Genomic DNA, 24,673 nt, shown 5'->3' with positions numbered 1-24,673 from the left:
CTTCAAGGCACATCGACTGTTGCTGAAGGACGCACCATGCATTTCGAATTCACACCCAGGGTGATCGCGCTGCGCGAGGAACTGCTCAAGTTCATGGACGAGTTCGTCTACCCGAACGAAAAACGCCATGAAGAAGAACTGGCCGCCAACGCCCGCGCAGGCCGCCCCTACGCCGAGCTGCCGATGATGTCCGGCCTCAAGGCCAAGGCGCGCGAACGCGGGCTGTGGAACCTGTTCCTGCCCGAGTCGGAGCACGGCCCGGGGCTGAGCAACGTCGAATACGCCCCGCTGTGCGAGATCATGGGCCGGCGCTACTGGTCCTCCGAAATCTTCAACTGCTCTGCGCCCGACACCGGCAACATGGAAGTGCTGGCGCGCTACGGCACCAAGGCCCAGCAGGAGCGCTGGCTCAAGCCGCTGCTGGCTGGAGAGATCCGCTCGTCCTTCGCGATGACCGAGCCCGAGGTGGCGTCGAGCGACGCCACCAACATCCGCTGCAGCATCCGCCGCGAAGGCAATGAGTACGTCATCAACGGGCGCAAGTGGTACATCACCGGCGCGATGAACGAGCGCTGCGAAATCTTCGTGCTGATGGGCAAGACCGATCCCGACAACGCAGATCGCCACAAGCAGCAGTCGATGATCCTCGTGCCGAAGAACACGCCCGGCGTGACCATCGTGCGCGACATGGCACTGCTCGGCGTCTACGACCCGCCGTTCGGCCACCCCGAGATCGTGTTCGACAACGTGCGCGTGCCGGTCGAGAACATCCTGCTCGGCGAAGGCCGCGGCTTCGAAATTGCGCAGGGCCGCCTCGGGCCGGGGCGCATCCATCACTGCATGCGTGCCATCGGCATGGCCGAGGCCGCGCTGGAAATGATGTGCCAGCGTCTCGTGTCGCGTGTCGCGTTTCACAAGCCGCTGTCGGAGCAGGGCGTGTGGCGCGAGCGCATTGCCGAGTCGCGCATGCTCATCGAGCAGTCGCGCTGGATGGTGCTCAACGCGGCCTACCGCATGGACACCGTGGGCAACAAGGTCGCCGCAAAGGAGATCGCGATGATCAAGGTGCTCACGCCCAACAACTGCGTGAAGGTGATCGACTGGGCGATGCAGGCCTTCGGCGCCATGGGCCTGAGCCAGGACACGCTGCTCACACATTTCTACGCCTACGAGCGCCACCTGCGCGTGGCCGACGGTCCCGACGAGGTGCACCGCAACGCGATTGCCAAGCAGGAACTGGCGACGTACCAGTAAGGCAGGACCGACCAGCCGCGCGTCGGCAACGCTGCTTTAGCGGAGATCTTCTGCCGCAGCGTCGCCGCCCACCCAGCAGCCTTCCTGTGCCATCGCCTCCGGGGGCAGCCCCACGTGGATGGCAGAGGGCGACCCCATGGCCTCGCCCTGGCGAACCGTCACCGACAGCGCGCCGCGGCCGACCAGGCCCAGATGGCGTAGCCCCCACGCGAGCGCGGCCGCGGCGATGCCCGTGGCAGCGTCTTCCGGATAGCCCGAAGACTTCGGAAACTGCCGCGCGCTGACTGTGCCGGCTGCGTCCTGTGACATCGCGTAGGGATACAGCCCGGTGGACCCGAGCCGCTCGCACAGCGATTCGACGCGCGAGAAATCCACGCGCAAGCCATGCAGTTGCGCCGTGTCCGCCAGCCGCACCAGTGTCTTCACGCGGCTGGTGGCGGCATTGAGCACCGGCCCCGCGATCTGCGACGCGTCGATGCCCAGGCATTGCGCGATCTCTTCGACCAGCGCTTGCTGCGTCACTTCCTGCACCACCGCGCGCGGCTGGCTGATCTGCACCGTGCCATCGACACGCCGTCCCGTCACGGTGCCGCTCAGCGTCTCGATGGCGACCGGTGCGCCGTTCCATTCATCGCGCTGGTGCAACAGCCACAGCGCGCCGACCGTGGCGTGGCCGCACATTTCCATTTCGTGGTTCGGTACGAAGTAGCGCATGCGCAGGGCATGAGCGGGCGTCGCGGGCTTCAGCACGAAGGCCGATTCATGCCCGCTGCGCCGCGTGTATTCCTGCATCTGCGCGCTGGAGAGGTCGTCGGCATCGAGCCAGACCGGCGCGGGGTTGCCGCCGACCTTCGGGTCGGGCCCCACGAAGACGCGGATGTTGTGAACGCTGGCCATCGTCAATCGGCCCTCGCGTTCACCGAGCGCGCGATGCCGCCCCAGAGCTTGATGTCGCTGCGGATCTGCGCCTGGAACGCGTCGGGCTGTACGTTCCATGGTGTCACGCCTTTGGCGAGCATGTCGGCGCGCAGGGCTGGGTCGTTCATTGCTGTGTCGAGCGCGGCGCGCAGGCGCTGCATCACCGGTTGCGGCGTGGCCGCCGGGGCCATCAGGCCGTACCAGAGCTGCGGCTTGAAGTCCTTGATGCCGGCCTGCTCGAAAGTGGGCACGCCGTCGAAGCCGGCCGAGGGTTCGCTGATCGCCAGCGCCCGCATGCGGCCGCCGCGCACCTGCGCCAGCAGCGCGGGTGGGTTGTCGAACAGCGCCTGGATCTGCCCCGCCATCAGGTCAGCCTGCGCGGGCGCCGCACCGCGGTAGGGCACATGCGTCATCTCGATGCCGGTGCGCTGCTTGAAGAGTTCGCCCGCCAGATGGCTCAGGCTGCCGTTGCCGATGCTGCCGTAGTTCAGCGCCTGGGGATGGGCCTTGGCGTAATCGACGAAGCCCTTCACGTCGCGTGCCGCCAGCGAAGGCGTCACCACCAGTACGAAGGGCGTGGTGCCGATGGTGCTGACCGGCACCAGGTCCTTGATCGGGTCATAGGGCAGCTTCGGGTACACCGCGTCGGCGGATGCGATGGTCGACGTGGTGGCGGCCACGAGCGTGTAGCCGTCGGGGTTCGCCTTCGCGCCGAAGCCCGTGCCCACGGTGCCGCCGGCGCCGGACCGGTTGTCGATGATCACCGACACGCCGAGCGCGGCCTGCAGCCGCTGCTGCACCGAGCGGAAGATCACGTCCGTGCCGCCGCCGGCGGGGAAGGGTACGATGATCGTGACCGGCTTGCCCGGATAGTCCGGGGCTGCCCAGGAGGCTGCAGGGCCGTACAGAAGCCCGGCGGCTGCCAGACCGAGGAGCGCGCGGCGCAGAGGTTTTGGGGTCATGCTTCTTGCTTGCGGGAGTGGTGTTTCCCGATTCTGTTGAGCGTGCACAAATGCGCGCGACCGATTGCGACATGCACGAATCCAAATGCGACAAGGAGTGGCCATGCACCTGAACAACGCGCCCTCGACGCCCCGCCAGTCGCTGTTCGTCGAGCGGCTGTCGCACCACGCCGCCATGGTCGCGAACACCCGCGACCGCTATGCCACCGACACCCACGTGCACGATTGCGACATGCTGTTCGTGCCCCTCGCGGGACGCTTCAGCGTCGGCGATGCGCAGGGCGAGGCGCAGCGCCTCGGTCCCGGGCACTTCGTCTGGTTTGCGGCGGGGAGCGCGCATTCGACGACCACGCTTACGTCAGGGCAGACGCACATCGCGGTCTATGTCGATCCGGCGCTGTGGGCCACCGCCTTGCAGGCGCAGGGTGTCTCGGGGCCGCCGCAGGGCATGCGCGCGGGCAGCACCGCGCTGCGCGCGCTGTCGCAGCGGATGTTCGAATCCGCGAAGACCGGCACCGGCGAAAACTACGCGCTGTGCGGCGCGCTCGTCATGGAGGCGGCGCGGCTCAGCGGCAACCCCCTGTCGGACGGCGATCCGTCATCGGCCCTGCTGGTGGCCGAACTGCTGGCCGAAGCCATCGAAAGCGACCTGGCAGAGCCTCTGTCGCTGGAAGCCTTTGCCCAGCAGCACCGCCTCTCGCGCCGCCAGGTGGAGCGCATCTTCCGAGCGAAGTACGGCGTATCGCCGCTGGCCTGGCTGCAGCGCCGGCGCCTGGAGCGCGCGGCCTACCTGCTGGCGCACACGCGGGAGTCGGTGCTGTCCATCGCCCTGCAGGTGGGCTGGGAGTCGGGCTCGTACCTGTCGCGGATGCTGGAGAAGACCTGGGCGAAGACCGCGACGCAGATCCGCGCCTCGGGACCCGGCTCTAGCCTTTACAGCGTCATTCCCCCGTCCACATGAATCACCTGCCCTGTGATGAAGGCTGCCGCCGGACTCAGCAGGAAGGCAATCGGGGCCGCGATGTCGTCGGGGGTTGCGAGCCTGCCCATGGGCACCTGTCCCAGGGCCGCCTTCCATTGCTGCTCGTTGAGCGCGCCGGCCTTCGCGCTGTCTTTCCGCACATAGCCCGGCGCCACGGCATTGACGGTCACGCCGCGCGGCGCCATTTCGGCGGCTGCGGCTTTCACCAGTGCTTCCACGCCCGCCTTGGCAGCGGCCGTCGCGGGAAATGTGGAACTGCCCAGACGGAAGCGATGTGCGACGAACGAACTCACCGCAACGAAGCGACCCTGCCCGCTCGCCTCCAACAGAGGCAGGCTCCTGCGCAGGAGGTGCGCTAGCGAAACGACCATGACGTGCAGCGAGCGCTCGACGATGTCGTCATCCAGCTCAGCGAGCGAACGCCTGTCCGCGAAGCCGGCATTGGCCACCACGCCGCGAAGGCCGCCTTGGGCTTGTGCGGCATCGAGCAGGGCGTCTATCGTCTGCGGCGTGCCGATATCTCCGACCACGACGGTGCTTCGCACCGCGCCGCATTGCTGTGCCACCGCTTCGGCCGCCGCACGGTTGCTGCCGGTGTGAATCACAAGGTCGACGCCCTGCGTTGAAAGGAGCCGGCAGGTTGCGGCGCCGATGCCCGAGCCCGCGCCGGTCACGATGACGGTGTTCATGCCAAAGCCGGCGCTTCAGGCCGAGAACGCGATGCGTTGCTTCTCGACGATCTTCCAGTCGATCTCGACACCGATGCCCGGGCCGCTCGGCACATGCACGTGCCCCGCTTCCGCCGGCGTCATGCGGACCAGGATGTCTTCCTGGAAAACATACTTCGGCATGTAGAACTCGCAGCCCAGAGAGACGTTGGAACTTGCCGCAATGAAGTGCGACGCGGCCGCCAGTGCAACGCCGCCCTCCCACAGCGTGCCGCCGTAGCAGGGAAGACCCGCCGCTTCGGCGATTGCGTTCACCTTCATGGCCTTGCCGATGCCACCGGCCTTCATGAGCTTGATGCTGATGATGTCGGCGGCGCGCTCCTGCACCGTGCGCAGCGCCTCGGCCGGGGAGAACACGCTTTCGTCGGCCATGATCGGCGTGTCGAGTGCCGCTGCAATCTGCGCCATGGCCGCGATGGCATCGCGCGGCACCGGTTGTTCGATGAAGGTGGGCTTGAACTGCTCGACGTCACGCAGCTGCTGCAGCGCGTTGTAGGGCTGCAGGCCCTGGTTGTAGTCGATGCGCAAATCGAACTCGAAGCCCAGATGCTCTCTCAGCAGCGAGAGCCGGCGCATGTCTTCCGCATGCGAAGCAAAGCCCGTCTTCACCTTGAAGATGCGATGCCCGGCGCCGAGCATCTGCTTCGCGAGCTCGATGTCGGCGTCGATGTCGGGATTGGCGATGGAGAAAGAAAAGGGAATCCTGTCGCGCACCTTGCCGCCGATCAGCGAATACAGCGGCAGGTTGGCCGCCTTGCCGCACAGGTCGAACAGGGCCATCTCCACCGCGGCCTTGGCTTCGGGGCTGCCGACCAGCGCCCGGTCGCAGTCGGCCATGCGCTGCGGAATGTCGCGCGGGTCTGTGCCCAGGAGCACGGGGCGCAGGTATTGCGCAATGCCGTGGAACAGGTTCTCGTTGGTGCCCGAGAACACCTCCCACGCCTGCCCCTCGCCGATGCCATCGATGCCCTGGTCGGTTCGCACGCGGACCACCACGCGCTTGATGGAGGCCTGGATGCTTCCCACGCCCTGCGATCGCTTCATCTTGATGGGCGATTCGAGCAGGTGCACTTCGATGTTCTGGATCTTCATGGTGATGGTGCCTGGGAGTGATCGTCAGACCTTGATTTGCGGCGGGATCTTGTCTTCGCTGACGCCCCCGACGGACTTGAGGTTCGAGATGAAGGTCTTGCGGATGTTTCCGCTTGCGCGTTCGCTGGCGAGCCATCCGTTGACGTGCTTGAGCCAGCGCGTGTCGGCCTCCTTGCGAACGCCGCCATTGGAGGTTGCGACTTCTTCAGGCGTCAGGATGACCACCTGACCCACCGCGGGATTCTTGCTGGCCAGGCTCAGAGCCAGCGGCAGGACGAGGATCTGCGCGTCGGCGCGCCCGACCTGCAGCGCAAGCGTTGCATCGACGGCGCTGTCCAGCCGGGTGATCTCCGCGTTCTTGAGCAGGCGCGTGGCGAGCGTGTCGTGCGAAGAGCCCTTGTCGACCACGACGCGGATCGTGGGCTGGTCGAGCTCTGCCCAGGTCTTGGGCGCATAGCCCTTCTTGCACACGGCGGCGAAAGCGATGTTCAGCACCGGGTCCGTGAAGTCGATCACCTGCAGGCGTGCGGGCGTCGGGTTCAGGCCGAAGAAGATGTCGATCTTTTGCGACTGCAACTCGAGCACCGAATTGCCCCAACTGGTGGGCGTGATGTCGAGCTTTGCGTCCAGGCTCTTGGCCAGGCCGCGATAGAAATCGGCCATGCAGCCGAGCCACTCCCCGCTCACCATGTCCTTCTTGTAATAGGGCAGTCCGCCATCGACCGCGCCGACGCGCATGACCTTGGTGCGCGTTACGCGCTCCCATGTCGATTCGCTCGCCTGCGCCAACGCGGTCGCCCACGAAGCGGCACCCGCCGCCAACATTGAACCAGCAACAAAATCGCGACGCTTCATGATGAATACTCCGTTTTCAGGGCTCGGGGGGAAGGAAAAAACAAGGCATCGGCTTCGACTTGAAGCGATGACAGTCTTCGGTGGATGTGATCGTAGGTACGACAGGAGACCGAAGGTAGAGACCAGATCGTCGAAAGAACACTCGATCTCGTCGTTTCGACGACGGCGGATGCCGATATGCGATCCCTGGGGATGAGCAAGTCACAGGGGCGTCGAGCAAGAAGCTTGCCATTGCAACGATGGATTACTGGCTGGCTGGCAGTCAGGAAGCGCCGCCCCCGGGCCCTTACATTCACACGAACCACTGAAAGCTCCCCAATGCCCCGCCCCGTCCTCGAAGAAGCCCGCATCCACCCCGCCATCCGCGCAAGGCTGGCCGACAGCCGCCAGACCTTCGTGCGCGAAGTCATGGCGGCAGTTGCCGAGCACGACGTGGTCGTGGTCGGCATGGGCATCAACCCGTTCCCCAAGAAAGCGCGCCAGGCCCTCGACCGGATCGGGCAGCCGTACAAGTACCTCGGGTACGGCAGCTACCTGAGCCAATGGCGCGACCGCAACGCGCTCAAGATGTGGACCGGGTGGCCGACCTTTCCGATGGTGTTCGTCAAGGGCATGCTGGTCGGCGGCGCCACCGACTTGCAGAAGCTCATCGACAGCGGCGAGCTCAAGACTCTTCTCGCCAGCCGATAGCCACCGGCTAGTGTCCTGTCCCGTTAATTCGTAGGCACAAAAACTGCATGGCATGAGGCATCCTTGGAGATGCCTCATGCCCAACGCATACACGCGCACGACCACCATCAGCCTGACCGAAGGCGAGCGAGCAGAACTGGCCTTCATGGCCAGATCGCGTTCGCTGCCGGCTGCATTGACGTTGCGTGCGCGAATCGTGTTGGCCTGTGAAGGCGAAGACAGGGCCAGCACCGACGTTGCGCAAGCGCTGGGGATCAACCGAGCCACGGTGACGAAGTGGCGTGGCCGCTATGCACGCGATCGGCTGCCAGGGCTGTATGACGAACTTCGCCCTGGCCGCCCGCGATCGGTGGGCGACGAGCGGGTTGCCGAGCTGATCAACAAGACGTTGCACACCAAGCCGGCTGACGGCTCCACGCACTGGAGCACACGCACATTGGCGGGCGAAACGGGTATCAGCAAGAGCACTGTCGCGCGCTACCTGCAAGCCTTTCAGATCAAGCCGCATCGAGTAGAGAGCTTCAAGCTGTCCACCGATGCGCTGTTCATTGAGAAGCTACGCGACGTGGTGGGGTTGTATCTGAATCCACCCGAGAACGCTCTGGTGCTGTGTGTGGACGAGAAGAGCCAGTGCCAGGCGCTGGAGCGCACGCAACCGATGCTGCCGATGGGGCTGGGCTACGTGGAGGGAGTCACCCATGACTACGTGCGTCATGGAACGACCACGCTTTTTGCGGCGCTGAACGTGCTCAATGGGGCCGTGCTTGCCAGTTGCAAGCCGCGCCATCGCCATCAAGAGTTTCTGTCCTTCCTGCGCGAGATCGATAAGGCCGTGCCGCAAGATCTGCACGTGCATTGCGTCGTGGACAACTACGCCAGCCACAAGCATCCGAAGGTGCGCGCATGGCTGGCGCAGCGCCCACGTTGGCATATGCACTTTGTCCCGACCTATTCCAGCTGGCTCAACCAGGTCGAGCGCTTCTTCGGCATCATCACCGACAAGGCGATCCGGCGCGGCTCGTTCAAGAGCGTCAAGGAACTGACCAAGAAGATCGACAGCTTCGTCAGCCAGTACAACGAAAACTGCAAGCCGTTCACCTGGACCGCCACTGCCGATTCAATCCTCGAAAAACTCGCCCGACTCTGCGGGCGAATTACTGGGACAGGACACTAGCCCGGCACTTCCCACGCAAAGCCGACGCCGTACACCGACCGTATCCAGTCGTGCTCGGGCGTGACCGAGCCGAGCTTGCGGCGCAGGTTCTTCACGTGGCTGTCGATGGCGCGTTCGGTCACGTCCACCGTGTCGTCGTAGGCCAGCTCGAGCAGGCGGGAGCGCGAGAAGATGCGCCCCGGGTGCCGCGACAGCACCTGCAGCAGCCCGAACTCGCGCCGCGTGAGGTTCAGCGGCGTGCCTTCGAGCGAGGCGCGCCAGTGCACGTCGTCGAGCACCAGCCCCGGCGCGTCGCTCTGCGAGGCCGAGCCCTGCGCCAGCCCCGGTGCGGTGCGACGCAGCACGGCGCGCACGCGCGCCACCAGCTCGCGCGGCGAGAAAGGCTTGCACACGTAGTCGTCGGCGCCCAGCTCCAGGCCCAGCAGCCGGTCGACCTCCTCGATGCGCGCGGTCAGCATGATGATCGGGTGCGCCGTGTGCTCGCGCGCGCGGCGCAGCACCTCGATGCCATCGAGCCGCGGCAGCATGATGTCGAGCAGCGTGAGGTCGGGCGGTGCGGCGACGATGCTTTCCAGCGCGCTTTGCCCGTCGGTGAAGTGCTCGGTTTCGTAGCCCGCGTGGCGCAGGTAGTCCTGCACCACCGAGGCGATGTCGGTTTCGTCTTCGACGATGACGATGCGTGTCATGAGGATGTCCCCAGTGGAAGGGTGATGGTCACGCGCAGCCCGCCCAGGGGCGAGGCTGACGCATCGATGGTGCCGCCGTGCGTCTCGATGGTCGCGCGGCAGATCGAAAGGCCGAGCCCGGAGCCACCGTGTTCGCGGCTGCGCGAGGCTTCGCCGCGGAACAGGCGGTCGAACAGGCGCGGCAGCTCGGCCTCGGGCACGCCCGGCGCGCTGTCGTCGAACAGCAGGGTGAGGCAGTTGCCGGTCCAAGCGCCCTCGACCGTGACGTCGATGCGCAGTTGGCCACCCTGGTCGGTGTAGGCCAGCGTGTTCTCCAGCAGGTTCATGAAGACCTGGTGCAGCCGGTGCGCGTCGCCGTCGATGGTCGGCTGCGCGGCGGCGCCGATGAGGTCGATGGCGCGCCGGTCCACCGTGATGCCACGCGCGGCGAAGCGGTCGCGCGTGTGGTCGAGCGCTTCTTTCAGCAGCGACAGCGGAAACACCGTGGCCGTGAGCAGGTCGCTCTGCGGCTCGCGCATGCTGCTGCGCAGGTCGTCGACCAGCTGGCCGAGCCGTATCACCTGCCGGTGCAGCCGCAGCGCGGTGCGTTCGTCGAAAGTGCGCACGCCGTCCTGCAGCGCCTCGATTTCCGCGCGCATGGCGGCCAGCGGCGTGCGCAGCTCGTGCGCCGCATCGGCCAGCCAGGCGCGGCGTGAGGCCTCGACCGTGTCCAGGCGCTGTGCCATGTCGTTGAAGGTGCGCCCGAGCAGCGCAAGCTCGTCCGAGCCCTGCACCGCGACGCGGGTGGAGAGCCGGCCGCGCGCCAGGTCTTGCGCGGCCTGCGTGAGTTCGTCGATGGGCTTGAACCAGCGGCGCGCCAGCAGCCACGACAGCACCAGTGCGAAGCCGAGGCCGCACAGGCCCGTGAGCACGATCACGCCCGACTGCCGCGCCACGAAGGCGCGGTCGGCCTCGCTTTCGAGGCCCTGCAGCGGCGTGAGCGCCAGATAGCCGACGACCGTGCGGTCGCGCCGGATCGGCGTGCGCGCGGCGTTCGCCAGGTCGACGTCGGCGCCCACCACGCGTGCGCCGTGCGCGTCGAGCACGGCCAGCCGCTGGAAGATGGAGTCGGGCGATTCCCGTGGATCGCGAAAGAACCACGGCGGCGGCATGGTCGGCAGCCGGCGCGGCATCAGGTCGAGCTGTGGTGACGACAGCGTCGTCTCCGACGGCGGCGGGGGTGGCGGGCTGCCGTCGGCACCGTTGTCGTGCTGTGGAGGGGCGGAAGGATTGCCGCCGCGCATGGCGCGGTAGTCGTACCAGGGCGGCAGCCGCCGCTCGTCGCCGGCGTTGCTGCCGTTGCTGGTGCTGTCGAGCAGGGCAGCCATCCGGCCCATCTGCAGGCGGCGCCAGGCGTCGTCGTTGTCGCGCAGGCTCTTCCAGTCGCCGTTGGCGACGTAGTGCTTCAGCAGCAGATCGGTGAGCCAGTCCATGCGCCGGATCTCGATCTCGGCCACGTAGGAGCCCAGGCCGCGTTGCAGCGCGATGATCGACAGGCCCGCGAAGCTGATCAACAGCACGATCAACAGGGCGGCCAGCGCCAGGAAGATCTTCCTGGAAAGTGTCAGGTGAGGCATGGACTGGGGGGAGGCATGGCCGCATTCTGCGGCATGCATGGCGGGCAGGCGAAGGGGTACTTCATGGGCAAGCGGCCGATCATTGCGACCGAATGTGGAGGAAATTGGGAGGAAATTTCTCCACCATTTCTCCTGAATCGGCCCGCACGATGCAGGCCATGAACCCTCCTCACATGGGCCTGCCGCTGCAGCTGGCGATCACGGTGTTTTTCTGGCTGATCGCCCAGGCGTGGACGCTGTTCGTCTTCTGGGCGGAGGGATGCGCCACGCGGCCCTCCGCGTCCGGCGCCGGACCGATCGACAAGGAAAAGACGCCATGACACCCCCCGATTCGCTGCTCCCCGGGCGCCGCGGCCTGCTGGCCGCCTTCGGCGCCGCGGGCCTGTCGGCATCGGCACGCCCGGCGCTGGCCGCGCCGCGCCGCCTGCCGCTGACTGCGCAGGCCACCGAAGGGCCGTACTACCTCGACCTCGCACTGGAGCGCCGCGACATCACCGAAGGGCTCGACGGCGTGCCGCTGGACGTGCGCTTCACTGTGTGCGACGCGGCCGGCCGGCCGCTGCCCAGGCTGCGCGTGGACCTGTGGCACTGCGACGCGCAGGGGCGCTACTCGGGCTTCGGCGAGCAGGGCGACGACCGCGCCCAGTCGTTCGAAGGCAAGACCTTCCTGCGCGGCAGCCAGCACACCGACAGCGAGGGCGCCGTGTCCTTCGCCACCGTGTACCCGGGCTGGTATGCAGGGCGCACTACGCACATCCATTTCAAGGTGATCAAGGGCGCGCACGCCGTGCTCACCTCGCAGTTCTTCCTGCCCGATGCGCTGAGCGAGTTTCTCTACACGCAGATGCCGCTCTATCAGCGCGCGCGGCTGCGCGACACGCTCAACAGCGTGGACGGCATCGCATTGAAGGCCGGCGCAACGGTGCTCGGCGCGGTGCGCGAGGAGCGGCAACGCTACGTTGCCACGCTCGCGCTGGTGGTGGACCCGGCGGCGAACCCGGTGACTGACCGGCCGCCGCGGCCGGGTGCTGGCTTTGGGGGTGCTGGTGGCCCGCCGCCCCCCGGTGGCGGTGGCATGCGTCCGGTGCGGCCCCGCGCGCTGGAAGGCACGGCGCGCGCCCGCGCGTTGGTGCCGCCGCGCGCCGAAGGCTGAGCCTCGCAAGCCACGCTTGCAGCGGGCGTGCGGGCTCAGGTCGGCCGCTCCGCGAAGCTGAAGCCTACGCCGTAGACCGAGCGGATCCAGTCGTGCGAAGGCACGGCGGCCGCGAGCTTCTTGCGCAGGTTCTTGATGTGCCCGTCGACCGCGCGCTCGTTGACGTCGAACGCCTCCGGAAACGCGGCTTCGAGCAGCTTGGAGCGCGTGAACACCCGGCCGGGGTCGCGCGACAGCGCCCGCAACAACAGCAGCTCGCGGCGCGTCAGCCTCAGTGCGCGCCCCTCCAGGCAGGCGTTGCCGCGCGGATCGTCGAAGCGCACCGCTGTCGAGGGCCGGGCGGCCGTATCGCGCCACTGCGCATGCCGGCGCAGCACCGTGTGGATGCGCGCCACCACCTCGCGCGGCGAAAAGGGCTTGCAGACATAGTCGTCGGCGCCCAGGTCGAGCGCCAGCAGCCGGTCGGCTTCCTGCGCGCGCGCCGTCAGCATGATGATCGGGTGGTTGCCGTACGAGCGCACCGTCTCCAGCACCTGGATGCCGTCGATGCGCGGCAGCACGATGTCGAGCAGGGTGAGCGCCGGCGGCATGCTCAGGATGCGCTCCAGCGCCGCCGAGCCGTCTTCGACCTGCTCGACCTCGTGGCCTGCGCCTTGCAGGTGGCCGAGCAGCAGCGGGGCGCTGCTGTCGCGTCCGTCTTCCACCAGCAGGATGCGAGCCATGGCCAGGGTACTCCGCTCAGAAGGAGGTTCCGATCTGGAACTGGAAGCGCTGCGTGCGGTCGGCCGAGATGCCGTTGGCCGTGTCTTCCTTCTGGTAGATCAGCGGCACCGCATAGGCCAGTCGCAGCGGGCCGAGCGGCGAGATCCAGCTGATGCCGATGCCGGCAGATGCGCGAATGCGGTTCTGTGCCCTCCATTGCGCGTCCGTCATGCTGGCGGTGCGGTCGGCGAACACGTTGCCCGCGTCAAAGAAGGTGTACAGGCGCAGCGTCTTGTCGTTGCCCGCACCCGGGAAGGGCGTGCTGAATTCCATGTTGAAGATCGCCTTGCGCGTGCCCCCGAGCGCGCCGTCGGTGACCGAGTCTTTCGGGCCGAGCGAGTTCTGCTCGAAGCCGCGGATCGAGCCGAGCCCGCCGGCGTAGAAGTTCTTGAAGATCGGGTAGGTGCTGTCGCCCAGTGCCCGCGCATAGCCGAGCTGACCGTTGATGGCCAGCGTGTACTGCTTGGACAGCGGAAAGTACTGCTGGTACTGGTAGTTGGTCTTCAGGTAGCGCAGCTCGCTGCCTACGCCCATCTCGAGGTTGGCGCTCTGCAGCCGGCCGCGCGTGGGCACCAGCGCGCTGTCGCGATCGTCGCGCGACCAGCCCAGCGTGGCCGGGATGCCCACCACGCTCGACTTCGCGCAGGTCACGTTCGGCACGGTGCCCGAGCACTTGAAGTAGTCGAGGTAGGCCTGCGGCGTGGCGGTGTACACGTACGAGCCGTCGACCAGCGTGTAGGTGCCGTTGGTGCCTGGCGTGAACGAATAGCGCTCCACGCCGATCCCCAGGTACACCGTGTCCTGCTCGCCCACCGGAAAGCCGAATCGGATGGAGCCGCCGTCGCTCGCGAGCTTGTAGTTGCCGTCGGCCTCGTAGTACGGCCGCGTGGTGGTATGGAACACGTTGATCGTGCGCGAGATGCCGTCCTTGGTGAAGTACGGGTCGGTCGCCGTGACCGAGATGGTGCGGTTGTACGAGCTCGTGTTCACGTTCAGCCCCAGGTAGTTGCCGCTGCCGAACACGTTCTCCTGCGTGATGCCGAAGCTCAGCGAGACCTTGTCGGTGGACGAGTAGCCCGCGCCCAGCTGCAGCGAGCCGGTCGGCTTCTCGGCCACGTTCACCACCAGGTCGACCTGGTCGGGCGAGCCGGGCACGTCGACGGTGTCGACGTTCACTTCGGTGAAGAAGCCCAGGCGGTCGACCCGGTCGCGCGAGGCGCGGATCTTGTTGCCGTCGTACCAGGCGCCTTCGTACTGGCGAAACTCGCGGCGGATCACCTCGTCGCGCGTGCGCGCATTGCCGCCGATGTTGATGCGCCGCACGTACGCACGGCGAGAGGACTCGGCCTTCAGCACCAGCGTGACGCGATTGTTCTCGCGGTCGATCTCGGGCTCGGCCTTCACGCGTGCGAAGGCATAGCCGAAGGTGCCGAAGTAGTCGGTAAAGGCCTTGGTGGTGGCGGCCACGTCTTCGCCGTTGTAGGGCGCGCCGGGGCGGATGGTCACCAGCGTCTTGAACTCGTCCTCGTGGCCCACGTAGTCGCCCGCGAGCTTCACGCCGGCCACCACGAACTTCTGGCCTTCGATGATGTTGATGGTGAGGGTCAGCGTCTGCCGGTCCGGCGAGATGGCGACCTGCGTCGACTCGATGCGGAACTCCAGGTAGCCGCGCGTGATGTAGTAGGAGCGCAGCGTCTCCAGGTCGCCGTTGAACTTGGTGCGCGAGTACTGGTTGGACTTGGTGTACCAGTCGAGCCAGCCGCCGGTGTCCTGGTCGAACAGGTCGAGCAGCGTGCTTTCGCTGAAGGCCTTGTTGCCGACCACGTGCACTTCCTTGATGCGTGCGGACTCGCCTTCGGTCACGGTGAAGGTCAGGTTCACGCGGTTGTTCTCCAGCGGCGTGACGGTGGTGATGACCTGTGCGTTGTAAAGACTGCGGCTGATGTACTGCCGCTTGAGCTCCTGCTCGGCCCGGTCGGCCAGTGCCTTGTCGTAGGCCTGCCCTTCTGCGATGCCCACCTCGCGCAGCGCCTTCTGCAGCGCGGCCTTGTCGAACTCCTTGGTGCCCACGAAGTCGACGTCGGCGATGGAGGGGCGCTCTTCCACCACCACCACCAGCACGTTGCCGTTCACGTCGATGCGCACGTCCTTGAAGAGGCCGAGCTTGAACAGCTCGCGGATGGCGGCGCTGCCGCGCTCGTCGCTGTAGGTGTCGCCGGCGCGAAGGCCCATGGTGGCGAAGACGGTGCCGGGCTCGACGCGCTGGAGGCCCTCCAGCTTGATGTCCCTGACGGTGAACGGTTCGACGGCCCAGGCGGGAAGAGCGACGAGAGAGGCAAGCAGCGCGCTGGCCGCTGCGAGGGACTTGGGAAAGTGCATCGACGGATGGTCTTTGCCAATGTCGGAGAAATTTGGGACTTTTCTCCGGCTGCCCCGGGCCGCTCGGGGTCTTTACCTTGGTCTTTGCATTACTGCAACCCCATGGCGTTTGAGGCTGGCCATGCCGGCGCCGCCTGTTCGCCCGCGACGAACCCGGCTCTTTCGCGGCAGTTCTGCAGATGCTCTTCGAGCGACAGGGACCCTTGTATCTGCAGCAGGCGCTCCACCGTGCGGTCGACGGCCTCTTCGTCGAGCAGCCGGTAGGTGCGCGCGGTACGGCCGTTGTTGCGCACCAGGCGCGCGATGTAGGGCAGGTCCTGCTGGGTGATGACGGCCGCCGGCATCACGCCTTCGAGCTCGATGCCTTCGCACGGCAGCAGCACGAAGTATTGCAGCCGCAGGTCGTCGGGTAGCAGGCTGCGCAGCTGGGTGGTCTTGCGTCCGCCCTGCCATGCGGGGTCTTTCACCTCGCGCGCGCTCTTGCCGCCGTTCAGGCGCAGGAACCAGCGCGGCGGGGACTGGTCCGACTTCTTGCGATAGACAAAGGCGTTGCGCCAGGCCTTGATCTCGAACAGGTAGAGGCCGGTTTCGCACACCACCACGGCGTCGATGCGCGCGGTGCGCACCGCATGCCCCTCGGGCATCGGAATGATGAGGTTGCGAAGAATGCGCAGGTAGGAAAAGGCGGGGCTGAATGCGCTGGTCAGCTGCTGCACACCCAGCGAGGTGGCGACGGTGCTTGGCATGGCAATGGTCATGGATGACTCCTTCGGTCGCCGAGCATTGCGCTGCTTTTGGGAGACTTCTTGTGTGAGGTGTTTCCTCCGGTTGTGCGGGGCTTCTCCCAGCGCAGTGCACGCAAACAACAGTTCACGCAAAGCAGAGGCATTCACAAGATTCCTCCGAATTTGAACGAGACGATGCGTGCCTGCTGCTCGATGGAGAGCCGCTGAAACTGGAGAACCCTGAATGAAGAAAACCCTCACGGCATTCGCTGCCCTGGCCGTCTGCGGCCTGGCTTCTGCCCAATCGTCCGTCACGTTGTTCGGCGTCGTGGACGCTGGCCTGACCTACCAGTCGAGCACCTCGCGCGACACGACCACCGGCGCGTCGGTCAAGCAAAGCAAGACGAGCCTGGGCAACTCGGCCTACAACTCCAGCCGCATCGGCTTCCGCGGCACCGAAGACCTCGGCGGCGGGCTGGCAGCGAGCTTCTGGCTCGAAGCGCCCATCACCAACGACGACGGCGCCACCGGCATCTCCACCTTCGCGCGCCGCTCCACCGTGAGCCTGTCGGGTGGCTTCGGCGAGCTGCGCCTGGGCCGCGACTACACCGCCACCTTCTGGAACGACACCGTGTTCGATCCGTTCGGCACCAACGGTTCGGGCACCAACGTCATCAGCACCGTCAGCGGCAACACCACCATCAACAACGCCAACTACGTGCGTGCCAGCAACTCGATCGGCTACTTCCTGCCGCCGAACCTGGGCGGCTTCTACGGCCAGGTGCAGTACAGCCTGCACGAGAACGCCAGCACCGACGCCACCAGCACCACTGCAGCTTCCAGCAGCACGGCTGGGCGCTACGTCGGTGGCCGCTTCGGCTATGCCAACGGTCCCCTGGACGTGGCACTGGCCGTGGGCCAGAGCACCGTCGTGGACACCACCGCGCTGGAGCGCAGGGTGCAGACCATCAACCTGGGCGCTTCGTACGACTTCGGTCCTGTGAAGCTGTTCGGCGAGCTGTCGAACGTGAAGAACAAGTTCGACTACGCGGCAGCGGCTGACACGCACGACACCTACAACGGCTACCTGATCGGCGCGACCGTGCCGGTGGGCGCAGGCCTGATCCGCGTGGCGTACTCGCAAGTGCGCTACAACGAAGGCACGGCCGGCATCACGGGCGAAGACCCGATGGCGCGCAAGTTCGCAGTTGGCTACGTGCACAACCTGTCCAAGCGCACGGCGCTGTATGCGACGGTGGCGCGCGTGAACAACCGCAACGACGTGAACTACACGGGCAGCCTGGTGTCGGCCAGCACCACGGGCTACGGCAGCACGGGCACCAGCTACACGGGCCTGCCGCGCTCTTCCACCGGCTACGACTTCGGTATCCGCCACGCGTTCTGATGCAGGACGCGCGCCGCGCGGGAGAAAGGGGCCTCAGTGCTCTTTTTCTCCCGCGCGGCTTTTTCGTTTCTACCCAGCAGTGAGCTTCTTCCAATGAACCGAATTGCACTCCTCGCGGGCGTGCTGGCTGCCACCGGCCTGACCGGCTGCATCATGCTGCCCCCGCCGCCCATGCCCTACCGTCCGCCACCGCCGTGCTTTCGCGGTGAAGGGCCGCCGCCGATGTTCTATGGCGCCCGCAGGCCGCCCCCTCCAGGATGGGACGCCTGCGATGGCGTACGGGACGGCTGCGCGCGCGGCATGCCGGGCGAATCCGGGATGCAACAAGCCCCGGGAGCACGCTGATGAGCGGGGGACAACTGCATTCCGGCAACCTCGGCGCCATCATCGCCGGCGTGATCCTTCTCGGCCTTGGTGGCGTGGTCTGCTTGATGGCCTCGCTGTTCATCGCCAACATGCGGAACGGCGCAAAGGCGCGCGAGCTCGCGGCACAGGCCCGCAGCGAGGCGCGGCAAAGAATGAGCGCGAGCCGCGTGCAGGACCTGCGACCGCTGCTCGATGCTGCCCCGGACTGCCAGGGCATCCGTCTCGACATCCAGCTGCCGGCTGAAGCCGTGCCCGTGCTGGTGATCGAGGCCGAGCTGCGCGAGCTGCTCGCCAAGGTGACGGACTACGCGGCCAGCGTGATGCGCGCGGGCGCCACGCTGCAGGTTCGCGCGCATGCGGAAGGCACGCAGGCCGTGATTCACTGGCGCGACCTCGATGCCGTCGACGTGCGCCCTCCGCTCGCGCGGTTTTTCGACACCGCGCAGGCCGCGATTGCGGGGGCCAGTGCCAAGGCCTGCGAACGCATTGCCGGCCATCATGGTGGACGCATCTATTCAGCCCCGGATGCCGGCGGCGTGCTGGGACTGACACTGCGCCTGCCATTGCTGGCCGACGAGCGCGCTCGCTGATCGACGCAAGGCCGGCAGGGACGGGCCTCGTGGAACTCCGCGTCATACTCGCGGTTCCACGGTGCCGCCGCTTTTCCCCGATGCCAGACGTGCGATCTCTTGCTTCCCTGACGACTTTTCTCCGTGCGCTCGCCGCGAGCGCGACCCTTCTCGCCGCCGGTGCGTTGCATGCGCAGGCCCTGCCGCCGGGCGTGCGGCTGGGCATGACGGCCGAAGAGCTGCAGGCCGCATTGCCCGCAGCCGAGCGCGTGCAGCGGCCGCAGCGCCTCGGCGGTGGCCTCGTCGGCAACTGGCGCGCGGCGCCCGTCGAGATCGCAGGACTGCTGTTCGAGCCGACCTTCTTCTTCGCCGCCTCGGAGCTGCGGCGCGTCGAATACGTCGCGGCGGCGCAGGCCACGCCCGACAACGGCGCCGCGGCCTTCGCGGTGCTGGTGCAATGGGGCCGCGGGGCATTCGGCAACGAACTCGCATCGCGCGACCCGGGCAGCGCATACGCCGCCTGGGTGAGCAACGACACCGACGTCTACGTGCAGCAGGTCAGCGACCCGCGCCGTGCGAGCGTGCGGCTGGTCTACAAGGCGCGGCAGCTGCGCGACGGCAGCGAGCTCTGAACGGGGTGCCTCAGGCGGCGCCGCGCTGATCGAGCTTTTGCAGCGCCACCGCCAGTTCCTCTACATCGACCGGCTTCAGCAGGTGATGGTCGAAGCCGGCCTGCGCAATGCGCAGCCGGTCGTCGGGCTGGCCCCAGCCCGTGAGCGCGATCAGCCCGATGCCATGCAGCCGCGGATGCGTCCGCAGGCGGCGCGCCAGTTCGCAGCCGTCCATGCCGGGCATGCCGATGTCCAGGATGGCGACCGAAGGCTGGAAGTGCTCGGCCTTCGCCAGTGCATCCAGGCCGCTGAAAGCCACGGTCGCCTGCGCGCCGAGCAGGCCCAGCAGCGCCCCGAGTGACTCGGCCGCGTCGCGGTTGTCGTCCACCACCAGAATGCGGTGCTGCACCGCCATCGTGGCCTCCGAGACTCCGGCCTTCGCGCCGGCCCGCAACCCGTGGTCGAGCAGCGGCAGGGACACGGTGAACTCGCTGCCCTGGTTCGCGCCGTCGCTCCTGGCGCTGACCGTGCCGCCGTGCAGCTCCACCATGCTCTTCACCAGCGTGAGGCCGATGCCCAGGCCGCCCTGCGCGGCGCGCGCGGTGCCGCTCACTTGCACGAACATGTCGAAGATCGCGCCCAGCATGGCGGATGGAATGCCCACGCCGCTGTCTTTCACGCGCACCACTGCATGGCCGTGGCCGTCGTGCTCGACGAACACGTCGATGCGTCCGCCCTCGGGCGTGTACTTGGCGGCGTTGTTCAGCAGGTTCGCGAACACCTGCGTGAGGCGCACGCCGTCGCCCTTCAAGGCCAGCGAGGCATCGGCGACGTGCACCCCGAGCGTGTGGCGGCCGGCGTCCATCAGCGGGCGGCTGAGCTCCACCGCGCCGCGGATCACCTGGTCGAGCGCGAGCTCGTCCAGTTGCAGTTCGATCTTGCCGCGCGTGATGCGCGAGACCTCCATCAGGTCGCTCACCAGCCGCACCATGTGGTCGAGCTGCCGCCCCATGAGGTCGTAGTAGGGCCGGGCGGCTTCCGACGTGAGCGGCTTGCGCTTGAGGATGGCCAGCGCGGTGCTCAGCGGTGCCATCGGGTTGCGCAGCTCGTGCGCCAGCGTGGCCAGGAATTCGGTCTTGCGCCGGTCGGCCTCGTTGAGGTCTTCCAGGATGCGGCGCAGCTCGTACTGCCGCCGCCGTGCGCGCAGCGCGCTGCGCAGTGCGCTCACCAGCGAGGCCACGCGGATCGGGCGCTCCAGCACGGTGACGTTGGCCATGCCTTCCATGGCGGTGGTGATGGCGCGCGAATCGGCGCCTTGCCGCGCGAGTATCAGCACCGGCAGGTCGGACCAGGGGGACTGGGTCGCCACGGCCGCGGCGAGTTCGGTGGCGCCGCTGCCCGTGAGCATTTCTTCGGACACCAGCAGCGCGCCGGCGCCGCGTTCGGTTTCGCGCAGCAGTTCGGGGAGGTCGGCGCACACCTGCGTCTCGATGCTCGCCTGCAGGAGCACGGCGGCGGCCATCACGGCGTCCTTCGCGGTGGCCGTTCTCATCAACACGCGCAGCTGCGGGTCTCGCAGCTGCGGCAACTGGATCGTGGGGCCGTCGGTCACTGCGGGGGCGTGGCAATGCCGTCGATCGGCACGGGCACGCCAGTCAGGATGCCTCTGAAATGGCGCAGCGGCTCTCCTACGTTCAGGCCCCGCCGGTCCATCGAGAACGCACGGATGGAGCGCTCGTGCGCGCCGCCGCGCTTCTTGAGCACCGAGATGGCCTGGCGCACTTCGCCTTCGGCTTCGTAGTAGCGCAGCAGCACCACGGCGTCGGCAAGGTAGCTGGCGTCCACAGGTGTCTGCATCTGCATGCCGATGAGCCCGTGCTGCGCGCCGACCAGCAGCGTGGCCACACCGGACTGCCCGAGGTAGGTGAGCAGCTCGTGCAGCTGCACGATGAGAAAGCGCTCGTCGGGCATCGCGTTGAGATAGCCGTTCAGGCTGTCGATGACGACCACCTTCGCGCCGTGCTGCGTCACGGCCTGGCGGATCTCGTGCACCAGCTCGCCGGGGGAGAGTTCCGCCGGGTCGACCTGCTTGATGCGGATGCGGCCCGATTGCAGGTGGGGATCCAGCGCCATGCCCAGGCCGGCGCTGCGCGTGCGCAGGGTATTGACGCTCTCGTCGAAGACGAAGAGCGCGGCCGTCTCGCCGCGCTCGGCCGCCGCAATGGCGAATCGCACCGCCACGGACGACTTGCCCGTGCCCGGCGCGCCGACGAACAGGGTGCTGGTGCCCTTCTCGAGGCCGCCGCCCAGCAGCGCGTCGAGCGCCTCGATGCCGCTGGGCAGCTTGGTCAGCGCGGTGTCGTTGACGTGCTCGGCCGCCACCAGGCGCGGGAACACCTGCAGGCCGCCGCGGTGAATCTTGTAGTCGTGGTAGCCACCCCGGAACGACTGGCCCCGGTATTTCACGACCAGCAGCCGGCGGCGCGCGGAGCCGTAGTCGGAGTTCGACTGCTCCAGCCTCACCACCGCGTGCGCGATGCTCTGCACCTGCAGGTCGTGCTCGGTGGCGGTCATGTCGTCCAGCAGCAGCACCGTGCACTGGCGCCCCGCGAAGAACTGCTTGAGCGCCAGGATCTGCCGGCGGTAGCGCAGCGAGGTGCCCGAGAGCAGCCGCAACTCGGAGAGCGAATCGAACACGATGCGCGAGGGCTTGATGGCCTCCACGTCGCTCAGGATGCGCAGCGTGGTTTCGCTCAGCTCCACCTCGGAGGGGTGGAACATGGTGTATTGCTCCTCGGGCTGCAGGCTGTCCTGCGTGGGCAGCATCTCGCGCACGTGGACGCCGGAGATGTCCCAGCCGTGCGAGACGGCCACGCCGCGCAGCTCGTGCTCGGTTTCGGACAGCGTCACGTACAGCACCGACTCGCCGCGCGCCGCGCCTTCGAGCAGGAACTGCATCGCGATGGTCGTTTTGCCGGCGCCCGGCGTGCCTTCGAGCAGGTAGAGCCGGTTGGGCTCGAGGCCGCCGCCGAGCACGTCGTTCAGGCCCGGTACGCCCACGCTCAGCAGTCGCTGGTGATCAGGCTCCATGGTGGCTTCTCCATTCCATGAGTGAATGAGGTCAATGCCAAATTCAAACATCGAAGCCGTGGGGCCGCGTGCAGGACGGCGCCGCGTGGCGCGCCACGGGGAGCGACTATGGGAAATGTCCTGCACGGGGCAGCGGAATCGTCCGGCTGGCCGGGTAGGGCGGACGGAGAAACTGCCCTACCGGCTCCCGCCGCCCTTCCTTCTTAATTTGGCTCTTCAGGAGAAGACGATGCGCGAAGACACAGAGATCCGCATTCCCCAGGACGATGAACGGATCGACGTCACGGACCTCAAGGAGGTCGACTACTGGACCCAGTGGTTCGGCGTGAGCGAAGAGCGCCTGCGCATCGCAGTGGCCTCGGCGGGCACCGGCAAGGACGACCTGCGGGTCTACTTCGGCCTGCCTTGATTCTTTCCGGAGGCCTCAGCCCGCGGCGAGCATGCCGCGCTCTTCGATGAATGCGACCACCTCGGCCACGCCCGTGAGCGTCTTGAGGTTGGTCATCACGTAGGGGCGCTGGCGGCGCATGCGCTGCGTGTCCTGCTCCATCACGTCAAGGTTGGCGCCAACGTAGGGTGCAAGGTCGGTCTTGTTGATCACGAAGAGGTCGCTCTTGGTGATGCCGGGGCCGCCCTTTCTCGGAATCTTCTCGCCGGCGGCCACGTCGATCACGTAGATCGTGAGGTCCGACAGCTCGGGGCTGAAGGTGGCCGCGAGGTTGTCGCCGCCAGACTCGACGAACACGATGTCGGCATCCGGAAAGTCTTCGAGCATGCGGTCGATGGCTTCGAGGTTGATCGAGGCGTCTTCTCGGATCGCGGTGTGCGGGCAGCCGCCCGTCTCGACGCCCATGATGCGTTCGGCCGGCAGCGCGCCGGCCACGGTCAGCAGGCGCTGGTCTTCCTTGGTGTAGATGTCGTTGGTGATGGCGATCAGGTCGTACTTGTCGCGCATCGCCTTGCAGAGCATTTCGAGCAGCGTGGTCTTGCCCGAGCCGACCGGGCCGCCGATGCCAACGCGCAGCGGGGGCAATTTCTTGGTGCGATGGGGGATGTGGTGCAGGGCGGAGGTCATGGAGGAAGTGTCCGGTTCAGCTTCGGAAGAGGCGGGAATATTGTGTTTCATGGCGGGCCGACAACACCGCCAGCAGGGGCGCGAAGGCCTGGCGCTCGTCGTCGCCGAGGGCCATGGCGCGTGTCACGGCCTCGGGAATTTCCCGTGCCAGCCGCCCGAGGATGCGCTGGCCCGCGCTCTGGCCCAGCGGCACGGCCTTGACGGCGGCGGCGACCATGTTCTCGGCCCAGCCGAAGGCGAAGGCCAGGCAGCAGTCGTGCACGCTGGCGTCGGTGCGGCTGGCCGCGAAGGCGAAGGCGATGGGGTAGCTGGCGGGCAGGTCGGCGAACACTTGAGCCGTGTCGGCGTGGTGCAGCTTGAGCCATTCGACGAAGGAGCGGCCCATCTGCTCGGTCTGCAGGAAGAATTCGGCGGATTCGCGAGTGGTCAGCACCCATTGGGTGAGCTGGCGGACACGTGGGGTGTCTTTGTTGCGCCAGGCTTCTACAGCCTGTGCGAAGGCGGCGAGGTCGCCGCGCGCGAAGCTCAGGTGCAACTGGTCGGCGAGCCATTCGGCGGCGCGCGGCTCGGAGTCGATACCGGCCCATTCGACTGCGGCCTCGACGCCTTCGGAGTACGAGAAGCCGCCTATGGGCAGGGCTGGGGAGGCCAGCCAGATGAGCTGGAGGAGGCTTTGAGCGGCTGGGTCTGGCATGTCAGCTTTTCAGCGCGCGCTGTATTTGCGTGTCCAGGGTGCGTGCGAATGACACCGGGTGCTCCCCTGCGCGAATGTCCCCCGCCTTCGGCCCCTCCTTTATTTCGCTGCGGGGAGCACCCGGCGCCATTCGCACATGAGCGCAGTCGTTGTGCCGCGGGATCAACCGCTGCGCTGAATGACGGACAACGCATCGACGCAATTTCATCTCAGTGCGAGTGACCGTGATGACTGTGGTCGTGACCGTGCGAGTGGTCATGGTCGTCGAGCAACTCCGGCGCGAGCACGAGCGGCTTCGGGCCATTGCTGTGGGAATGTCCGTGGTCATGACTGTGACCACCGCCATGCGAATGCTCATGCGATCCATAGGCACCCCCCTCGGGCTCGAAAGCCTCCTCGACCGCCACGACGATCAGGTGCATTGAACGCAGCATGTCGGCCAGCACATGGTCGGGCTCGATCTTGAGGTGGTCGGGCTTCAGCTCGATCGGCACGTGCCGGTTGCCCAGGTGATAGGCCGCGCGCGTCAGGTCGAAGGGCGTGCCGTGGGCCGTGCAGTGCGTGATGCGCAGCACCGGCTGCGGCGCAGCGATCACGCGCACCAGCGAACCGTCTTCCGCCACGAGAACGTCGCCGCCCCGCACGGCGGTGCCGCGCGGCAGGAACACGCCGATCTGGCGGCCCTGCGAGTCGGTGGCGTCGAAACGGCTCTTCTGGCGGACGTCCCAGTCGAGCTCGATGGTGGCGGCGCGCTTGAGCAGCACGGGCGCAAGGCCGCGGCCCTGGGGCATGAGTTTGTTGGCGGTGAGCATGGTGCGAAGGGAGCGCCCCGGGGCGCTCGTTGGCTGGATGAATACCTTCGAGGATACGCAGCCTGTCAAGCAGGC

The 24,673-nt window shown here is 67.1% G+C and carries 26 protein-coding genes; 11 read left to right on the top strand and 15 right to left on the bottom strand.

Annotation, left to right across the window (positions count from 1 at the left end; translation table 11 throughout):
* Positions 1-36 precede the first annotated feature (36 nt).
* Positions 37-1,254, top strand: a complete 1,218-nt coding sequence (locus ACTG4X_RS28260) for an acyl-CoA dehydrogenase family protein (protein ID WP_440532483.1) — start codon at positions 37-39, stop codon at positions 1,252-1,254.
* 36 nt (positions 1,255-1,290) lie between these two features.
* Here ACTG4X_RS28260 and ACTG4X_RS28255 read toward each other — a convergent pair whose 3' ends face one another.
* The gene (locus ACTG4X_RS28255; protein ID WP_440532482.1) at positions 1,291-2,151 is read right to left on the bottom strand and encodes a PhzF family phenazine biosynthesis protein; all 861 of its coding nucleotides are present in this window, start codon (positions 2,149-2,151) and stop codon (positions 1,291-1,293) included.
* Between the two features lie 2 nt (positions 2,152-2,153).
* Positions 2,154-3,134: a Bug family tripartite tricarboxylate transporter substrate binding protein gene (locus tag ACTG4X_RS28250; RefSeq protein WP_179830391.1), complete on the bottom strand. Its 981-nt coding sequence runs from the start codon at positions 3,132-3,134 to the stop codon at positions 2,154-2,156.
* Between the two features lie 103 nt (positions 3,135-3,237).
* Here ACTG4X_RS28250 and ACTG4X_RS28245 point away from each other — a divergent pair, with 103 nt between their 5' ends.
* The gene (locus ACTG4X_RS28245; RefSeq protein ID WP_179830392.1) at positions 3,238-4,095 is read left to right on the top strand and encodes an AraC family transcriptional regulator; all 858 of its coding nucleotides are present in this window, start codon (positions 3,238-3,240) and stop codon (positions 4,093-4,095) included.
* Here ACTG4X_RS28245 and ACTG4X_RS28240 read toward each other — a convergent pair.
* From ACTG4X_RS28240 to ACTG4X_RS28230, 3 genes are read right to left on the bottom strand one after another with little or no spacing between them, the layout of a single operon-like run.
* Positions 4,068-4,805, bottom strand: coding sequence for an SDR family NAD(P)-dependent oxidoreductase (locus ACTG4X_RS28240; protein ID WP_097198176.1), 738 nt, complete (start codon positions 4,803-4,805; stop codon positions 4,068-4,070). The two genes, ACTG4X_RS28245 and ACTG4X_RS28240, sit on opposite strands and share 28 nt — an antisense overlap.
* A 15-nt stretch (positions 4,806-4,820) precedes the next feature.
* On the bottom strand, positions 4,821-5,936 hold the full coding sequence (locus ACTG4X_RS28235; protein WP_440532481.1) for an enolase C-terminal domain-like protein: 1,116 nt from the start codon (positions 5,934-5,936) through the stop codon (positions 4,821-4,823).
* Between the two features lie 24 nt (positions 5,937-5,960).
* Positions 5,961-6,791, bottom strand: coding sequence for a transporter substrate-binding domain-containing protein (locus ACTG4X_RS28230; RefSeq protein WP_218137545.1), 831 nt, complete (start codon positions 6,789-6,791; stop codon positions 5,961-5,963).
* 318 nt (positions 6,792-7,109) lie between these two features.
* Between ACTG4X_RS28230 and ACTG4X_RS28225 the strand changes: the two genes are divergently transcribed.
* A complete protein-coding gene (locus ACTG4X_RS28225) occupies positions 7,110-7,481 on the top strand; it encodes a glutaredoxin domain-containing protein (RefSeq protein WP_093057409.1) in 372 nt (123 codons plus the stop codon).
* A 52-nt stretch (positions 7,482-7,533) separates the two neighbouring features.
* The gene (locus ACTG4X_RS28220) at positions 7,534-8,655 is read left to right on the top strand and encodes an IS630 family transposase (RefSeq protein ID WP_440532480.1); all 1,122 of its coding nucleotides are present in this window, start codon (positions 7,534-7,536) and stop codon (positions 8,653-8,655) included.
* On the opposite strand, the gene ACTG4X_RS28215 is transcribed toward ACTG4X_RS28220, so the two are convergent.
* Positions 8,652-9,341 (bottom strand): response regulator, encoded by a 690-nt coding sequence (locus tag ACTG4X_RS28215; RefSeq protein WP_093057410.1) that lies wholly within the window; start codon positions 9,339-9,341, stop codon positions 8,652-8,654. The two genes, ACTG4X_RS28220 and ACTG4X_RS28215, sit on opposite strands and share 4 nt — an antisense overlap.
* Complete coding sequence (locus tag ACTG4X_RS28210) at positions 9,338-10,957, bottom strand: ATP-binding protein (protein ID WP_440532479.1); 1,620 nt, start codon at positions 10,955-10,957, stop codon at positions 9,338-9,340. The genes ACTG4X_RS28215 and ACTG4X_RS28210 overlap by 4 nt, the downstream gene beginning before the upstream one ends.
* 158 nt (positions 10,958-11,115) lie before the next feature.
* On the opposite strand from ACTG4X_RS28210, the gene ACTG4X_RS28205 reads away from it, so the two are divergent.
* Both ACTG4X_RS28205 and ACTG4X_RS28200 read left to right on the top strand, forming a co-directional pair.
* Positions 11,116-11,277, top strand: a complete 162-nt coding sequence (locus ACTG4X_RS28205) for a hypothetical protein (protein WP_440532478.1) — start codon at positions 11,116-11,118, stop codon at positions 11,275-11,277.
* Positions 11,274-12,110, top strand: coding sequence for an intradiol ring-cleavage dioxygenase (locus ACTG4X_RS28200; protein ID WP_440532477.1), 837 nt, complete (start codon positions 11,274-11,276; stop codon positions 12,108-12,110). The genes ACTG4X_RS28205 and ACTG4X_RS28200 overlap by 4 nt, the downstream gene beginning before the upstream one ends.
* 35 nt (positions 12,111-12,145) lie before the next feature.
* On the opposite strand, the gene ACTG4X_RS28195 is transcribed toward ACTG4X_RS28200, so the two are convergent.
* From ACTG4X_RS28195 to ACTG4X_RS28185, 3 genes are all read right to left on the bottom strand, one after another.
* Positions 12,146-12,832 (bottom strand): response regulator, encoded by a 687-nt coding sequence (locus ACTG4X_RS28195; protein WP_440532476.1) that lies wholly within the window; start codon positions 12,830-12,832, stop codon positions 12,146-12,148.
* Positions 12,833-12,848: 16 nt separating this feature from the next.
* Complete coding sequence (bamA, locus tag ACTG4X_RS28190) at positions 12,849-15,251, bottom strand: outer membrane protein assembly factor BamA (RefSeq protein ID WP_440532475.1); 2,403 nt, start codon at positions 15,249-15,251, stop codon at positions 12,849-12,851.
* 89 nt (positions 15,252-15,340) lie between these two features.
* Positions 15,341-16,009: a nuclease-related domain-containing protein gene (locus tag ACTG4X_RS28185; protein ID WP_093077512.1), complete on the bottom strand. Its 669-nt coding sequence runs from the start codon at positions 16,007-16,009 to the stop codon at positions 15,341-15,343.
* 211 nt (positions 16,010-16,220) lie between these two features.
* Between ACTG4X_RS28185 and ACTG4X_RS28180 the strand changes: the two genes are divergently transcribed.
* From ACTG4X_RS28180 to ACTG4X_RS28165, 4 genes are all read left to right on the top strand, one after another.
* Positions 16,221-17,381, top strand: a complete 1,161-nt coding sequence (locus ACTG4X_RS28180) for a porin (protein ID WP_093057368.1) — start codon at positions 16,221-16,223, stop codon at positions 17,379-17,381.
* A gap of 93 nt (positions 17,382-17,474) precedes the next feature.
* Positions 17,475-17,726, top strand: coding sequence for a hypothetical protein (locus ACTG4X_RS28175; protein WP_440532474.1), 252 nt, complete (start codon positions 17,475-17,477; stop codon positions 17,724-17,726).
* Positions 17,726-18,337, top strand: coding sequence for an ATP-binding protein (locus ACTG4X_RS28170; RefSeq protein WP_440532473.1), 612 nt, complete (start codon positions 17,726-17,728; stop codon positions 18,335-18,337). The genes ACTG4X_RS28175 and ACTG4X_RS28170 overlap by 1 nt, the downstream gene beginning before the upstream one ends.
* Positions 18,338-18,417: 80 nt before the next feature.
* On the top strand, positions 18,418-18,948 hold the full coding sequence (locus ACTG4X_RS28165; RefSeq protein ID WP_440532472.1) for a hypothetical protein: 531 nt from the start codon (positions 18,418-18,420) through the stop codon (positions 18,946-18,948).
* 10 nt (positions 18,949-18,958) lie between these two features.
* Here ACTG4X_RS28165 and ACTG4X_RS28160 read toward each other — a convergent pair whose 3' ends face one another.
* Positions 18,959-20,539, bottom strand: a complete 1,581-nt coding sequence (locus ACTG4X_RS28160; RefSeq protein WP_440532471.1) for a hybrid sensor histidine kinase/response regulator — start codon at positions 20,537-20,539, stop codon at positions 18,959-18,961.
* On the bottom strand, positions 20,536-22,017 hold the full coding sequence (locus tag ACTG4X_RS28155; protein WP_097198181.1) for an ATPase domain-containing protein: 1,482 nt from the start codon (positions 22,015-22,017) through the stop codon (positions 20,536-20,538). Before ACTG4X_RS28155 ends, ACTG4X_RS28160 begins: the two co-directional genes overlap by 4 nt.
* A gap of 229 nt (positions 22,018-22,246) precedes the next feature.
* Here ACTG4X_RS28155 and ACTG4X_RS28150 point away from each other — a divergent pair, with 229 nt between their 5' ends.
* On the top strand, positions 22,247-22,426 hold the full coding sequence (locus tag ACTG4X_RS28150) for a DUF3606 domain-containing protein (protein ID WP_093057417.1): 180 nt from the start codon (positions 22,247-22,249) through the stop codon (positions 22,424-22,426).
* 15 nt (positions 22,427-22,441) lie between these two features.
* On the opposite strand, the gene ureG is transcribed toward ACTG4X_RS28150, so the two are convergent.
* The 3 genes from ureG to ureE form a co-directional block, all read right to left on the bottom strand.
* Positions 22,442-23,092, bottom strand: coding sequence for an urease accessory protein UreG (gene ureG, locus ACTG4X_RS28145; protein WP_093057418.1), 651 nt, complete (start codon positions 23,090-23,092; stop codon positions 22,442-22,444).
* A gap of 16 nt (positions 23,093-23,108) precedes the next feature.
* Positions 23,109-23,786 carry an urease accessory protein UreF gene (locus ACTG4X_RS28140; RefSeq protein WP_440532470.1) on the bottom strand — a complete coding sequence of 226 codons (678 nt, stop codon included), beginning with the start codon at positions 23,784-23,786 and terminating at the stop codon, positions 23,109-23,111.
* A 209-nt stretch (positions 23,787-23,995) separates the two neighbouring features.
* The gene (gene ureE / locus ACTG4X_RS28135; protein ID WP_440532469.1) at positions 23,996-24,598 is read right to left on the bottom strand and encodes an urease accessory protein UreE; all 603 of its coding nucleotides are present in this window, start codon (positions 24,596-24,598) and stop codon (positions 23,996-23,998) included.
* Between the last annotated feature and the right edge of the window lie 75 nt (positions 24,599-24,673).

The sequence above is a fragment of the Variovorax sp. YR566 genome (genome assembly GCF_051992195.1).
Classification (GTDB): Bacteria; Pseudomonadota; Gammaproteobacteria; order Burkholderiales; family Burkholderiaceae_C; genus Variovorax.
The sequence above is the reverse complement of the archived record's forward strand: the minus strand, read 5'-3'. Positions and strand labels throughout refer to the sequence as shown.